Annotated in this window: 11 protein-coding genes; 2 read left to right on the plus strand and 9 right to left on the minus strand. The window is 64.5% G+C overall.

Features of this window, described 5'->3' with window-relative positions; genetic code table 11:
- Nucleotides 1-72 precede the first annotated feature (72 nt).
- The 7 genes from QA645_RS35500 to QA645_RS35530 form a co-directional block, all read right to left on the minus strand.
- Complete coding sequence (locus QA645_RS35500; protein ID WP_283045861.1) at nt 73-1,284, minus strand: ABC transporter substrate-binding protein; 1,212 nt, start codon at nt 1,282-1,284, stop codon at nt 73-75.
- 190 nt (nt 1,285-1,474) lie between these two features.
- The gene (locus QA645_RS35505) at nt 1,475-2,170 is read right to left on the minus strand and encodes an ABC transporter ATP-binding protein (protein ID WP_234685767.1); all 696 of its coding nucleotides are present in this window, start codon (nt 2,168-2,170) and stop codon (nt 1,475-1,477) included.
- Nucleotides 2,170-2,940, minus strand: a complete 771-nt coding sequence (locus QA645_RS35510) for an ABC transporter ATP-binding protein (RefSeq protein ID WP_283045864.1) — start codon at nt 2,938-2,940, stop codon at nt 2,170-2,172. Before QA645_RS35510 ends, QA645_RS35505 begins: the two co-directional genes overlap by 1 nt.
- A complete protein-coding gene (locus tag QA645_RS35515; RefSeq protein WP_283045865.1) occupies nt 2,937-4,229 on the minus strand; it encodes a branched-chain amino acid ABC transporter permease in 1,293 nt (430 codons plus the stop codon). The genes QA645_RS35510 and QA645_RS35515 overlap by 4 nt, the downstream gene beginning before the upstream one ends.
- Nucleotides 4,226-5,173 carry a branched-chain amino acid ABC transporter permease gene (locus QA645_RS35520; protein ID WP_283045866.1) on the minus strand — a complete coding sequence of 316 codons (948 nt, stop codon included), beginning with the start codon at nt 5,171-5,173 and terminating at the stop codon, nt 4,226-4,228. Before QA645_RS35520 ends, QA645_RS35515 begins: the two co-directional genes overlap by 4 nt.
- Nucleotides 5,174-5,292: 119 nt before the next feature.
- Entirely contained in the window at nt 5,293-6,525 is a 1,233-nt protein-coding gene (locus tag QA645_RS35525; protein ID WP_254129058.1) for a branched-chain amino acid ABC transporter substrate-binding protein, read from the minus strand.
- A 252-nt stretch (nt 6,526-6,777) separates the two neighbouring features.
- Complete coding sequence (locus QA645_RS35530) at nt 6,778-8,214, minus strand: oligosaccharide flippase family protein (RefSeq protein ID WP_283045868.1); 1,437 nt, start codon at nt 8,212-8,214, stop codon at nt 6,778-6,780.
- 275 nt (nt 8,215-8,489) lie between these two features.
- Between QA645_RS35530 and QA645_RS35535 the strand changes: the two genes are divergently transcribed.
- A complete protein-coding gene (locus tag QA645_RS35535) occupies nt 8,490-9,578 on the plus strand; it encodes a glycosyltransferase family 1 protein (RefSeq protein WP_283045869.1) in 1,089 nt (362 codons plus the stop codon).
- Between the two features lie 99 nt (nt 9,579-9,677).
- On the plus strand, nt 9,678-10,745 hold the full coding sequence (locus tag QA645_RS35540) for an endo-1,4-beta-xylanase (protein WP_283045872.1): 1,068 nt from the start codon (nt 9,678-9,680) through the stop codon (nt 10,743-10,745).
- A gap of 45 nt (nt 10,746-10,790) precedes the next feature.
- Here QA645_RS35540 and QA645_RS35545 read toward each other — a convergent pair whose 3' ends face one another.
- Both QA645_RS35545 and QA645_RS35550 read right to left on the minus strand, forming a co-directional pair.
- The gene (locus QA645_RS35545; RefSeq protein WP_283045874.1) at nt 10,791-11,585 is read right to left on the minus strand and encodes an rRNA adenine N-6-methyltransferase family protein; all 795 of its coding nucleotides are present in this window, start codon (nt 11,583-11,585) and stop codon (nt 10,791-10,793) included.
- Nucleotides 11,582-15,040 (minus strand): AAA family ATPase, encoded by a 3,459-nt coding sequence (locus tag QA645_RS35550; protein ID WP_283045876.1) that lies wholly within the window; start codon nt 15,038-15,040, stop codon nt 11,582-11,584. The genes QA645_RS35545 and QA645_RS35550 overlap by 4 nt, the downstream gene beginning before the upstream one ends.
- Nucleotides 15,041-15,168: the final 128 nt, after the last annotated feature.

Consider the following 15,168-nt stretch of genomic DNA (forward strand, 5'->3'; position numbering starts at 1 on the left):
GAGGAAGCATTCACGGTGGGCGGTACAAGGGGCAAGGCTCGTGCCCTGCTCGCTTGTCACGATCGATCGAGACTACTCGCCGAGAACGTCGCCGAACAGTTCCCAGGATTTTCCGTTGAAGCGCGCCATCTGCAACTGACGGATCGGCGTCACCTGCTCGGCCGAGGTGTTGAGCTTGATGCCCGGCAGCAGCATCGGCAGCTCGACGTCCTTGAAGGACTGCGCCTGCTTCATCAAATTCGCACGCGTGAGATCGTTGCCTGCCCGCTGCAGCACCATCTCCATCATCTGCGCCATGGTGTAGCCGGTGACGTTGAAGATGTCGGCGGGATCGGCGCCGGAATTATAGGTCTTCATCCATTCGCGCCAGGCTTTCATGCCGGAATCGTTCTCCCAACGCGGATCACCGGGATCCTTCAGAAAGGCGCCGGTGACGATGCCGACGGAATTCTCGAGCCCGGCCGGCGCCAGCACCGAGCCGACGGAATTGGAAACGGCCGGAACGATGATCTGTGGCTTCCAGCCGAGCTCCGCGACCTTCTTGATCGCTTGCGCTGCGAATTTCGGCGTGCACTCGTTGAAGAGAACGTCGGCGCCGGCGGCCTTGAACTTGACGATCTGGGAGTCGACCGTGGCGTCCGTCGTCTCGTAGACCGCTTCCGACACGATCTGGTTGACGTGCTCGCCGAGACCTTCCTTGAAGCCGGCGAGATAATCACGGCCGGGATCCTCGTTCGGCGTGATGACCGCGATCTTGGCGTCGGGCTTGTTCGCCAGAATCCACTTGGCGTAGATCCGTCCTTCGGTCCTGTAAGTCGGCTGCGAACCGGTGGTCCAGGGGAAATGCTGCGGATCGTTCCAGCGGCTGGCGCCGCTCGACGGGAACAACTGCGGGACCTTCTTGACGTTGAGGTATTTTTGCGCGGCGATGTTCGGGCCGGTGCCGAGCATCGAGAACATCGCCAAAACCTCGTCGCTCTCGACGAGCCGGCGCGTCTGCTCCACCGTCTTCGCCGGCGAATAGGCATCGTCCATGCTGAGAAGATCGACCTTGCGGCCGTTGATGCCGCCCTTTTCGTTGAGCATCTTGAAATAGGCGATCTCGGCGCGGCCGATCGCCGAATAGGCCGACGCCGGTCCCGAATAGGGCATGGTCTGGCCGAGCTTGATGCCCGTGTCGGTCGCGCCGGTGTCGTAGGTTCCGGCCCTGACGGCCGAGGCAGCGCCCAGCACAGTGAGCAGAGCGACGGCTCCGCCGATGAACTTGAATGTGTGGCCGGGCATGCGCGGCATCTCCTTCCCTGGCAGAGTGCATCGACGCGCGCCCTCGCAAGGCCGCGGTCAACGTCCTCCACTTCTGTTCTTGGTTATCATCGGCCGCATCGCTCGCGATGGCGGCGGCGAGGACGATACCTCGATTAGCGGGCGTGAGATGTAGCGCAGAATACAGATGCGTATGCGCAGGCCGCAGCCGTCAGACCTCGAGCCATTCCTGCCGTACGGCGGCATTGGCCTTGAGCTCGTCCGGCGTGCCTTCGAACACCACGCGGCCGTGCCCCATGATGTAGACACGCTTGGAGATGCGCATCGCGATCGACAGTTTCTGCTCGACGAGGAGGATGGCGACGCCGGCTTGCGCGATCCGCGCGATGAGATCGCCGACCTGCTGCACGATCAGCGGCGCGAGGCCTTCGGTGGGCTCGTCGATCATGATCAGGTCGGGATCGCCCATCAGCGTCCGGCACGTCGTGAGCATCTGCTTCTCGCCACCCGACAACACGCCCGCGGCCGTGTCGGCACGCGCGGCGAGATTGGGGAACATGTCGAGCATGTCCTGAAGCCGCCATTTGCCGGGTCGGCGCGTGTCCTTGATGCCGAGCAGCAGGTTCTGGCGCACCGTCAGGCTCGGAAAGATATCGCGATGCTCGGGCACATAGCCGAGGCCGAGATGCGCGATCTTGTAGCTGGGCAGGCCGGCGATGTCCTTGCCCTTGAAGCGGATCGTGCCTTGCGGCGCGACCTCGCCCATGATCGCCTTGACCGTGGTGGAGCGGCCGACGCCGTTACGCCCCAGCAGGCTGACGACCTCGCCGGCGCCGACGTCGAGATCGACGCCCTGAAGAATGTGGCTTTTGCCGTAATAAGCGTGGAGATCCCTGACCTCGAGCATCAGTGCGCTTCCTCGCCGAGATAGGCTTCCTTGACCTTCGGATCGCGCCGGATCTCTTCCGGCGTGCCCGAGGCGATGATGTGGCCGTAAACCAGCACCGAGATGCGGTCGGCCAGGCCGAACACGACGCTCATGTCGTGCTCGACGATCACCAGCGTCTTGCCCTCGGTCAACCGCCGGATCAGCGCCACGGCGCGTTCGGTCTCCGCGTTGCTCATACCCGCGGTCGGCTCGTCCAGCATGACGACGGTGGCGCCGCTCGCGATGGTGATGCCGATCTCCAGCTCGCGCTGCTCGGCATAGGTCAGAAGACCAGCCGGCACGTCGCGCCGGTGCGTCAGATGAATGTCGTCGAGGATCTGCGCCGTGCGCTCGCGCACCTCGGGCAGGCTGTCGACGTTCTTCCAGAACGCGTAGCGATGTCCCGTCGCCCACAGCACCGCGCAGCGCACGTTCTCCCAGACCGACATGCGCGCGAACACGTTGGTGACCTGGAACGAGCGCGACAGGCCACGACGGTTGATCTCGAACGGCCGCAGGCCGGAGATCAGGTCGCCATTCAGCTTCACCTCGCCCGAGGTCGGCGCGATGTGACCGCTGATCAGGTTGAACGTGGTGGATTTTCCGGCGCCGTTCGGCCCGATGATGGCGTGACGCTCACCCTTGGCGACGCTGAGGTTGAGGTCGCGGATGATGCCGACATTGCCGAAGCGCTTCTCGACGGCGCGGACTTCGATGGCTGCGCTCTTTTCAGATACCGCTGCGCTCATGCGAGATACCCCCGGTCACGAGCAACCGTGGCAGCCCGGTCCCACGCCTCCGCGATCCGCCGCCAGGTCAGCCGCGCGACGAATGCGCCGCCGACAACGAGAACCGCGGCCGTCATCCACGTCACCGGCGACGTCGGGTTGAAGGCAATGCCGAACAAATTGATCGCGTCGCCTCCGGAGAAACGTGCGACAGTTTCGATGACCAGGATCACGCCGCAGGCCAGTGCGACCGTCGGCACGATCGCGACGAGATAGGACGGAATCACCGTCCACAGCGTGCCGGCGCGGATCAGCGGCCGGTGCATCATCAACAGGCCGGCAATGCCACCCGGCGCATACATCACGATGCCGATGAAGATGATGCCGAAATAGAGCTGCCAGGCCGTGGTGAGGTTGGTCAGTCCAAGCTGGAGGTAAGTGACCAGGATCGCACCCAGGATCGGGCCGAAGAAAAACGCGGTGCCGCCGATGAAGGTCGAGAACAGCACGAGGCCGGACTGGATCGCGCCGAGATAGGCGGAATTCGCGATCTCGAAATTGATCGCGGCCAGACCTCCGGCGATGCCGGCGAAGAAGCCGGCAAAGCAGAAGGCGATGTAGCGGACGACGTGCGGATCGTAGCCGATGAACTGGACGCGCTCCGGATTGTCACGGACGGCGTTGCAGATCCGCCCGAGCGGCGTCCGCGTCAGCGCGTACATCGCAATCGCCGACAGCACCAGCCAGAACGCGATGAGATAGTAGACCTGAAGCTGCGGCCCGAACGACCAGCCGAGCATTTTCGGCAGCGCGGTGCGGTCCGTGGTGATGCCGGACTCGCCGCCGAACACCGACCGCAGGATCAGCGACGAGGACGCCACCAATTCGCCGATGCCGAGCGAGATCATCGCAAACACCGTGCCGGCGCGCTTGGTCATGACCCAGCCGATGATGATCGCAAACACGAGGCCGCCGAGGCCGCCGAACAGCGGAATGAACGGCAGCGGGATCGGCCAGCCATGCGAGACCACCGCATTCATCATGTGGCAGGCCGCGAAGCCGCCGAGGCCGTAGTGAACGGCGTGGCCGAACGACAGCAGGCCGGTCTGGCCGAGCAGGATGTTGTAGGACAGCGCGAACACGATCGCGATGCCGATCAGGCTGAAGGATGTCAGCGAGCCGCCCGATGAGAAGATCATCGGCAGGACGATCAGCGCGATGATGCCGATCAACCAGACGCCGTAGAAGCGCAGGCTGCCGCCGACGGGCTTGGCCGCAACCTTCGATGCCGAAGTGGTAGCTGTGGTCATGATTCGCGCGTCCCCATCAGGCCCATGGGGCGAACGATCAGAATGAGCACCAACAGCATATAGGGAACGATCGGCGCGACCTGGGCGATCGTGACGTTCCAGATGTCGGTGAGGACGGACGGTCCCGTCGACGGGTCGAGCGGCCCGAAGGCACTCGCCAGCGAGCCATCGAGCGCCACCGCGAACGTCTGCACCAGTCCGATGACGAGCGACGCGATGAAGGCACCCGGCAAGGAGCCGAGGCCTCCGAATACGATGACCACGAACAGGATGGGCCCAAGCGATGCAGCCATGTCGGACTGGGTCACCAAGGCGGGACCTGCAATGACGCCGGCAAGGGCGGCCAGCGCGCTGCCGACCCCGAACACCGCCATGAAGACGCGCCCGACATTGTGGCCGAGATGCCCGACCATGTGCGGATGCGTCAGCGCTGCCTGCACGATGAGGCCGACGCGGGTGCGTTTGAGCACGATCAGCAGCGCCACGAAGATGATGACCGACACCGCCAGCATGAAGATCTTGTAGGCGGGATAGTTGGTCGAGAAGATCGTGAAGGCCGGAAAGTCCAGCAGGGCCGGCACGCGGTAGTCGAGCGGGCTCTTGCCCCAGATCATCGAGACGATCTCTTCGATCGCGAAAGCGAGGCCAAACGTCAGCAAGAGCTCGGCGACATGGCCGTGCTTGTGGGTGTTGCGCAGGCCGTAGCGCTCCACCACCATGCCGATCGCGCCCACCAGAAGCGGCGCCAGCACCAGCGCCGGCCAGAAGCCGATCCACTTCGTGAGCTGGAAGCCGAAGAAGGCACCGAGCATGTAGAAGCTGGCATGGGCGAAGTTGAGCACGCCCATCATGCTGAAGATGACGGTCAGCCCGCTCGACAGCAGGAAGAGCAGCATGCCGAACAGCACACCGTTCAGGGACGAAATGACAATGAGTTCAAGCACAGCGCACTCATGGATATCCGGGGCCTGATGGCCCCGGTGAACATCGCCCAATCAAAAATCGTCCGGCTGCCGTCACCCCGCGGCCCATGATGGTCGCGGGACGACGACAGGCTGCGTGATTACGGCCGCACCATCTTGCAGGTCGTGGAGACCATGGCCTGCGGCGTGTCGATCTTCGACACCAGATGCCAACCCCAACCGGTGCTCTCCTCGTCGAACGGCTCGCTCTCGGTCAGCTTGCCGAAGGAGGAGATGTAGATCGGCTGCAAGAACTGATGGTCGTCCTTGCGCATGATGCCTTGGCCACCGTCCAGGACCTCGAACTTCAGGTCCTCGAGCGCCGCCGCCACCTTCACGGGGTCGATCGAATTGGCCTTCTCGGCCGCGGCCTTGAACATGCGCATCTCGTTGACCGCACGCGGATACCACAGCGACAGATTGACCTTGGCGCGGAACGCCTTCTCGTAGTCCATCGCGGCCTTGTTGCCGGAGTTGGCGAAGCCTTCGGTGATCTGGAAGACCTGCCCATCGAGACCGGTCTGCTTGATCGCGGTCGGGCCACCGGCGCCGCCGGCATAATAGGTGTACCAGTTGACCTTCAGACCGGCATCGGCCGCGGCTTTGAGCAGCAGTGCGAAATCCTGGCCCCAATTGCCGGTGACGACGCTGTCGGCGCCGGACGCCTTGATCTTGGCGATGTAGGGCGAGAAGTCCGTGACCTTCAGCAGCGGATGCAGCTCGTCGCCGACGATCTGGACGTCAGGCCGCTTGGCTCCGAGCATCTTGCGCGCATCGGTACGTACCGACTGGCCGAACGAATAGTCCTGGTTGATCAGGTACACCTTCTTGATGGAGGCGGTGTCCTTCATGTAGTTCGTCAGCGCTTCCATCTTGATGTCGGAGCTCGCATCCCAGCGGAAATGCCAATAGCTGCACTTCTCGTTGGTCAGGCTCGGGTCGACGGCGGCGTAGTTGAAGTACAGAACTTCCTTGCCGGGATTGCGCGAATTGTTCTTGGTGACGAAGTCCGTCAGCGCAGCGCCGACCGACGACCCGTTGCCTTGCGTGATGTAGTGAACCCCGGCGTCGATCGCCTTCTGGGCCTGCACCAGGCTCTCCTGCGGATTGGTCTTGTTGTCGAGCGGGATGATCTCGATCTTGTGGCCGAGGATGCCGCCCTTGGCGTTGAGCTCGTCGGCCAGATACTGGAAGGTCTTCAGACCACCCTCGCCGACGCTGGCGCCGCCGCCGGAGAGCGGATCGATGTAGCCGATCTTGAGCGTGTCCTCAGCCGACGCTGCATGACCGAGCATCGGGGCGATCACGGCAATGGCCAAAGTGAGCTTGCGCATAATGTGTTTCCTCGCTGGCTATCGACTTTAGTCGATGGGCTCTTTTGCGCATGTTGCAGCGCAATTTCAGCCCTCTTATGAGCAGAACGAACTTTGCTTTTCAAGCGCAACAGGACATGGCTCGGGCCGCCGCTATGAAATGTGATGCGGCTGTCCGGCCGGCCCTCAGCATTCCGCGACAAGGAATAGAACGCAAGCAGGAACTTGCGGGCGGGGACGTTGCTCCGGACGAAGCTGCGCCTCGTGAGGCGGTCAGACGCCGAGCGCCTTGCGATTGAACGTCCGCAGGACGCGCAGCGACAGCGTCCGCACGTTCGCTACATTCAGCAGCCAGGCCGCGGCCACATAGGCAAGGCCACCCGCAACGCTCACGATGATCAGCGCCACGATACCGGCGCCGTTGACCTGCGACCGCGCGACAAGGATGGCGCCTGCCATTGCCGCGGCCGACGCGGCGACGCCCGCGAGCCGGTTGACGTCGAACGGCACGGGATGGGCACGGTGCATCAGCACCACGGCGACGACGAAGCCGATCGCCTCGGTTGCGAGCGTCGCCAGCGCTGCGCCATAGATGCCGTAGCCCGCGACCAGCGCGAACATCAGCACCACGCTCACGACCAAGGTGAGGAACGACTGTGCCGCCAGCATGAAGGGCCGCTCGGCGAGCTGGAAGCTGAGCTGGACGTAGAACTGATTGGCGATACCGAAGAAGCGGGCGAGCACCAAGGTCGGCAGCAGCGCGGACACGCCGGCGCGAAAATCGACACCGACGAGCGTGCCGGCGACTTGGTCGGCGGCGAGCGCAAGCCAGACTGCGACGGGTGCGACGACGACCAGCAGCAGTTCGAGGCTCTCGGTCAACCGCTCCCGTGTCGTGTCATTGTTCTTTTCCGACAGCGAGCGGAACACCATCGGCACGGTGGCCGCGGCAACGCTGGTGGCGATCATGACCATGAACTGACGCGGCAGATCGGCAGCGACGCCGAAAATGCCGGCGGAATCCTTGCCGAGCAGATAGGCGACGATGAGCCGGTCGCTGGCCGAGTAAACCGCGACCGACAGTCCGGCCAGCGTCAACGGCAGGCCGTAGCGCGCGAGCTGCATGAACTGGCTGCGCGAAAAGCTCGCCATCCTGGCGCGGTCGCTGACGAGATTGAGGATGACGCCGGTGAGCGAGCCGAGGCCAATGGCCGCGAGCAGGCCCATGCCACCCCAGCCGAGCCAGATCCCGAGCAGGCCGAATCCGATGCTCGACAGGCTGCGCACCATCGATATGGCAGCGAACCGGAAAGGCCGGAATTTGGCGCGTTCGAACTCCTGGCCGACGTCGAAGGCATTCGACATGATCGCGACGAACATGCTGGCGAGCACCAGCTCGACACCGACGTCGTTGCGGAACAGGAACACCAGCGGGGTCGCCGCGCACATGGCCGCGACCGTCAGCGCGAAGCCGACCATCGCCGTGGCACGAAAATCCACCTCCGCCGACATCGCCTGATAGCGCGACACCGACAGCTTGATCCAGGCAAAGAAGATCGCGCCCAGAATGCCCGCGATGCTCATGCCGACGACGTAGACGCCATACTCCGCCGGCGTCAGCAGCCGCGTGTAGGCGGTAACCGCGAAGAATCCCACCGCCGCGGACAGGATGTAGCTGGCGAGGTAAATGGAGAAATGGCGGTTCAGCATGGATGCACGGGACTGGCGGCCTTGAAATGCAGTGGCCGTTGATCAGTTGGACCTTGGCGTGGCGATCAAAGGCTTGGCGGTCGGACCGCGCCGCAGCATCTCCCAAAATAGTCATTTAAGTCTGCAAATCGGCCGCCGAACGGGGGCGGTCCCACCGCTTTCGCGCGTTAGCGTTAAATTTGCCCTGTCCTTGAACGAGCCGCCGCGATCACCGAAAAGAAACCATGATTTCAGGTCGCCGCCCGACCTTTGGTTAATGCGTGGACGTGACTAAGATGGACGTTGTCGAGCGTTTGCGAGCAAATCCGGCCTCCCTGCCCCATGGCGGGACGGATGCGTCCCTGGTCCCGGCGTCCCCCGCGGACGGCGGCGAGCGGATGACGCTCAATCTGTTCTTCGAGGAGCGTGACGACCGCTGGTTTCCGGGCGACCGCCACGTCCGGCCGCTGCTGCGGCGCATGCTGCTCGGAAAGTCCTGGATCAGCGGCCAGCGGCGCGTGTTCCTCAATCTCTGCGCCGGGCTCGACCGGGTCGGCATTCCCTATCGCGTCAACGACTACAGCTACATCCAGAAGCATCCGGAGGAGCTCGCTTGCATCCTCGGACGCCCGTTCGTGCTTGACTGGTTCGCGTGGAGGAACCCGCTCCTGCTCGGGGTCGTCATGTACAACCATCCCGTGGACGTCCCCGCGCATCACCAGGACCTGCTGACCCAAACCATCCTGGTGCCCTGCGACTGGTATGCGGAGATGTGCCGGCCATACTGGCCGCATATCGAAGTATGGCCGGTCGGCATCGACACCGATTTGTGGACGCCAACGCCGGCCGCGCAGAAGAGCGTCGACGTGCTGCTTTACGACAAGGTGCGCTGGGAACACGGGCGCTATGAGAGCGAGCTGATCGCCCCGATCCGCCGGCATCTCGAGGCGAGCGGCCGCTCGGTCGAGGTGATCCGCTACGGCCATTACAAGGAAGACGATTACAAGGCGGCGCTGGCGCGCAGCCGCAGCATGGTCTTTCTCTGCGAGCACGAGAGCCAGGGCATCGCCTGCCAGCAGGCACTGTCGAGCGGCGTGCCCGTGTTCGCGTGGAATCGCGGCGGACCGTGGCAGGATCCGGATTATTTCCCGGACAGGGTGAGATATGAAGGCGGCGTGTCCTCCGTGCCCTATTTCGACGCACGCTGCGGCCGCACGTTCGTCGACGCGAACGGCTTCGTCTCGGGCTGGAGCGACTTCTGGTCGCAGGTCAGCGCGAGCGACTTCGCACCTCGCGATTATGTGATGGACAAACTGACGCTCGAAAAGGGCGCGCTTCAATATTACGCCATCGCCGAAGCCGTGATGCAGCGCCAGGCGCGCTGAGACGGCCGTCCGCAAAAGTTAACCCAACAACGGGAAACCACGGCGTCACAAGGCGCCGCTTGGTACATTGGCGCGTTGGTTCGAAAGGACGGCCGCCACGTGACGAAGCTCGACAGACGCGAATTTCTCCTCGGCAGCGCCGCAACGCTCGCGGCGGGCGCATCGGCGTCCGCACTTCCGGTGTCGAAACTTGCGCAACGCCGTCCGGGTTTTGGCGCCGCCGCCACGCTCTGGGACCTGCAGGCCGATCCGCGGCTCGGCGAGGCCATCAGCACCTATTGCACGCAGGTGGTGCCGGTGCTCGAACTGAAATGGCCGATGCTGCGGCCGGACGCGCACACCTTCGCCTTCGAGCGCGCCGACGCCATCTATGATTTCGCGCAGAAGAACGACCTGACCATGCGCGGCCACACGCTCGCCTGGTATCACGACATTCCCGACTGGACCAAACAGATCAAGGATTCAAAGGGCGTCGAGCGCGCCTATGTCGATCACATCAACACCGTCGTGTCCTATTACAAGGACAAGCTGACCTCGTGGGACGTCGTCAACGAGCCGATCCCCGACAATCCCAAAGGCATCACCGACCGGCGCGACACGTTCTGGACGCAGCATCTCGGCGATCGCTGGATTCCGCTCGCCTTCCGCACCGCGGCCGCGGCTGATCCCTACGTCAAGCTCGCGATCAACGAATACGACATCGAGTCGGCGAAGGATTCGTTCATCGCCAAGCGCGCAGCCTATCGCAACCTCATCATGAGTCTGCTCGACCAGGGCGTGCCGCTGCACGCCGTCGGCCTGCAATCGCATCTGCATGCCGAGCTCGAGATCGACACCCACGGGCTCGCCGAGTTCGTGACCGAGCTCCGCGCGTGGGGCCTCGAGGTCTACGTCACCGAGCTCGACGTCAACGACGAGAAGCTGACGGGTAGTCCTTCGGAGCGCGATGCCATCGTTGCCAAGCGCGTTAACGATCTCCTGACCGCAATCTCGGCCAGCGGGCCGGCGCGCTCGATCCTGACCTGGGGCATTTCCGACCGCTACAGCTGGATCAACGGGCTGGTTAAGCGCGCGGACAAGCAGGCGAACCGCCCGCTGCCACTCGATGGCGAGTTCAAGCCAAAGCCCTTCATGGACGTCATCAGCAAGTTCACGAAGGACGTCTGAGAAGGACGTGCGGGAGGACGTGTCAGTCCTGGCGCGGAAACGAATTTAGCCGTCCGACGGCAGCCCCTGCGCGATGCCGCGAAAGCGCAGCGGCGCGAGCGACGATGCCCGCTGCCACCAGTCGGCGACGCGATCATCGAGCGCCGTCACGCCGCGGCCATGGCCGGGAAAGATCCGGATCTGCTGCACCGCTTCGGCCTCGAATCCCTTGCCCTTGCGCGTGATCTTGAGCGCGGCACCTTCGCGGTCCCGCTGCGTCAGCGGCACCAGCAGGCGGCCGCGGGGCCGGAGCGATTGAAGCCAGAGCGGATGCGGATGCGAGAAGCCGGCATGGACGATGATGACGTCAGCCGTCTCGCCGATTTCCCGGCAGCCGTCGCCGTTGATGACCTCGACATTCCCGTAGGCGCGAAGATAGGCCGCGGCGCGCGCCGCGAGCCGCTCATCGCACTCGATGGCCTGCACCCTGCCCTTCGGGCCCACGATCTCCGACAGGATCGCGGAGAAATAGCCGAGCCCGCAACCGATCTGGACCACGCGGTCCTTCTGTCCAACGTCGAGCAGATCGATAAAGTGCGCCCACAGGCTCGGCAGTCCGGTGTCGAGCTTGCGGCGCGCATCGATCGCGACCAGCACATTGTCGTAGAGATGAACGGGGTCGGCGTCAGGCGTCAGCCGGTAGTTGCGCGCCGCCTCGCTCTTGATGCGCCAGGGCCCCTTCGCCAGAAACTCTTCACGCGGAATCGTCGCCAGCGCCGAGAGCAGGCGCGGCGAGGATATCCGCTCGCGCTTCGCAATCAGTTCGACATAGCGCGCACGGGCGGCGAGCAGATCGCTCATTTCACCGGATCGGCCTGCGGACGAGCCGGCGTGTCTCCACCGAGCTCGTGCACGAGCTGCATGGCCAGCTTCAGGTCCGGCGTCAAAAACCCCTCGTTGAACCTGCCGACGATCGGCACCAGCAAAAGGCTTGCATGTTCGCGCTTGCCGGCCTCGTGCGACAGCCGCGCGAGGCTCACGGCGGTTCTGAGCTCCCAGGACAGCGCGCCCTGCTTGCGCGCCGTCTCGAGCGACAGGCCAAACAGATCCTCCGCCTCCTGCACCGAGGCCGGATTGCCGTCCGACAAGGTGATCTCGCCCTGCAGGCGATAGACCTCGGCGAGGTAGGAGTGGTCGCCGGTCCGCCGCGCGGTCGCGAGCGCACCGTCCAGCGCGCGCAAGGCGGCGTCGCGCATGCCGACCTTGGCATAGGCCTCCGCGAGCAGGCAGCGAAACCAGCAGCCGGCAAGCCAGGAATCCATCGCCTCATATTCGTCGAGGCCGAACCGCATCTGGCTGATGCCCTCGTCGGCCTCGCCGAGTTGCGCCAGCGCCCAGCCGCGCAGGATCGCGGCCTGCTGCTTCCAGTGCAGGAAATTGTGCTCGGTGGCGATGATCATGGCGCGGTTGGCGTGGTCGCGCGTACCCTCGATATCGCGCAGATGCTGGCAGAGATAAGCGCCGAACACCAAGGCGAAGGCGAGCGAGAACGGATGGCGGATCTTCTCCGCAAGCAGGATCGCCTGCTCGCTGTGCTGGCGCGCCGCATCGGGCTGGCCGAGGAACCAGAGGAGATAGCCGAGATAGGACAGCGAAACCACGCCGGGGTCGGTGCCGTGACGCTCCATCAGGTCGGAGTGCAGATCGGGGCTGTAGAGATCGATGCAGCGGTGCAGATGATGCTGCGCGGCGGCGAAGCGCCCGCGATAGAGCATGGTCATCGCGATCGAGCGGTGCGCCTCGATCAGATAGCCGGTCTGTTGCGCCGCGTCCTCGTTCAACCGCTCGCGCTTGGCGAATTTCAGCAGCTCGACACTGAGATCGTGCGCACGGGTGAGATCGGCGCGGATGAAATGGCAGACCCAGAGCCCGCGGGTCGCGGCAAAGGTCTTCTCGTCATCGTCCAGCTGCTGGCCGAGTTCGAGGGCGCGGATGTAGTTCTCCTCGACCTCCTGCACGGCATAGCCCTTGGCGGCGATCAGCGCGTTGCCGAGCGCGATGCGCAGCTCGAGCTCCATTTCGTCGGCGCCCTGCATGCGCGCATTGGCCTGCACGACGCTCAAGCCGCGGCGCAGATGGCCGATCGCCTCGAGATTGGCGCCGCTCTTCGCCGCCTGCTTGCCGGCCTTGAGCCAGAAGCTCGCCGCGCCCTCGCTCTGGCCGGACTCGGTCAGATGATGGGCGAGCAGCTCCGGCTCGCGCTCGGTCTTCTCCGGATACATCTCGGCGAGCACCTGCACGATGCTCGCATGCAGCTTGCGCCGCTCGCTGTGCAACAGGCTGGCATGCGCCGCGTTCTGGATCATCACGTGCTTGAAGGAGTAGAGCGCATCCGGCGGATGGCCGCGCCGCGTGATCAGGCCGGCCTCCTCGAGATGCGTCAGCGCTGCCTCGATCTGCTCCGCCGGCGTGTTGGCGACCGCATGCAGCGTCTCGTAGGAGAACTCGCGGCCGATCGTGGCGCCGATCTGCGCGATCCGCTTGAACGGTCCCATCCGGTCGAGCCGCGCCATCAGCGAGTCCGTCAAGGTCGCCGGAATCGCCAGTTGCCGCCACGGGCCCGACAGCACGTAGCGGCCATGCCGCTCGGTCAGGAGGTTGGATTCGAGAACCGTCTTGGTCAGCTCCTCCAGGAACAGCGGCACGCCGTCGGTCTTGACGATGATCTCCTCGACGACCTCCTTGGGCAATTCGCGCCCGGCGACGCGCTCGACCAGCGTGGTGCGCAGCGGCCGGCTGAGCCGGTTCAGCACCAGCGTGGTGATGTGCGAATGCGCGTTCCAGCTCGGTTGGAATTCGGAGCGCGCGGTGATGATGGCCAGGATCGGCTGGTTCTGCACCCGGTCGACCAGGAGGTCGACCACCTCGCGCGAGGTCGGATCGATCCAGTGTAGATCCTCGAAGGCCATCACCATTGGCATCTCGCGCGCGAGGCCGAGGAAGTGGTTGACCAGCGCTGCGACGGTGGCGTCCTTCTGCTGTTGCGGCGACAGGTCGAGCGGCGGATAGCGCTCGCCGGTCGGGATCGACAGCAGCGCGGCAAACAGCGGCGTGACCTGCTCGATATCGCCGTGGGCGGCGGCGATCGCATTCTCCAGGCTCGCCAGCGACAGCGCGGACACATCCTCGCGATCGAGGCCGAGAGAAAACTTGAGCTGTTCGACGAAGGGATAAAAAGCAGTGGACGTGTAGTAGGGCGAGCACTGGAACGAGACCTGTCCGTGGCGGTCGCCTGCGATCCGCTCAAAGATCTCCTGGATGATGCGCGACTTGCCGATGCCGGGCTCACCGAACTTGACGACCACCTGGCCGTCGCCCTCCTTGACCTGCTGCCAGCGTCCCATCAGCAGCGCGATTTCCTCCTCGCGGTTGACGAGCGGGGTCAGCCGCGTGCCCATGGCGGCCGCAAAGCGGGTCTCCACCCGCGTGGCGCGCACGACGTGCCAGGCCTGGGTCTTGTCCGAGATGCCCTTCAGTGCGTGGGCGCCGAGATTGCGGTAATCGAACTTCCCCTTCAGCAACGACTGCGTCGAGGAGGAGATGACCACGCCGTTGGGCGGCGCCAGCGCCTGCAGACGTGCGGCCAGATTGACGGTCTCGCCGACCGCGGAATCGCGCTCTTCGGTGCCCTGACCGACGAGATCGCCGACCACGACGAGGCCGGTCGCGATGCCGATGCGGACGGCGGGCGCGTGGCTGAGCGCGCCGCGCGGCTCGATCGAGCGCGCCGTCGAGAGCACCCGCACGATCTCGAGCCCGGCACGCACCGAGCGCTCGGCGTCGTCCTCATGCGCAGTCGGGTAGCCGAAATAGACCAGAATGCCGTCGCCGACGAAGCGGGCGGCAAAGCCTTCGTAATGCTTGACCACGCGCACGCAGGTCTCGCGAAAGCTCGCGATCATGTCGCGCACGTCTTCCGGATCGAACTGGGCGGAGAGCGCGGTGGAATCCACCATGTCGCAGAACATGGTGGTGAGCTGACGGCGCTCGGCGCCGACCTCGGCGCGGGTCTGCGGGTGCGCCGGCGCGGCCGGCACCTCCGCCGCCTCTGCCTGGAACAGCGACGCGGTCGCCCGCTGCAGCCGCTTGCGATCGCCGAGCGGCAATCCGAGCTCGGCAAGATCAGCCTCGGTCAGGTCGCCCATGACGTCGAGATCGAGGCGGTGCTGCGCGAACAGATCGGTGTAGTGGCCGAGACCGATCCCTTCGAGCCAACGCTTCAATCCGACTTCCGTCTCCGGCTCTTTCTCCAGCATGGTGATCCCGCCCCGACACTCTCCCCGCCGAAGGGCTTAAGGTCCCTCAACCACAGATTTTGGGGCCAAAACTTCACCTCAGACTGGACGCGTTCCCTAACTCTTGGGAAGAATAGCCCAATCAGATC

It is taken from the genome of Bradyrhizobium sp. CIAT3101, assembly GCF_029714945.1.
Lineage (GTDB): Bacteria > Pseudomonadota > Alphaproteobacteria > Rhizobiales > Xanthobacteraceae > Bradyrhizobium.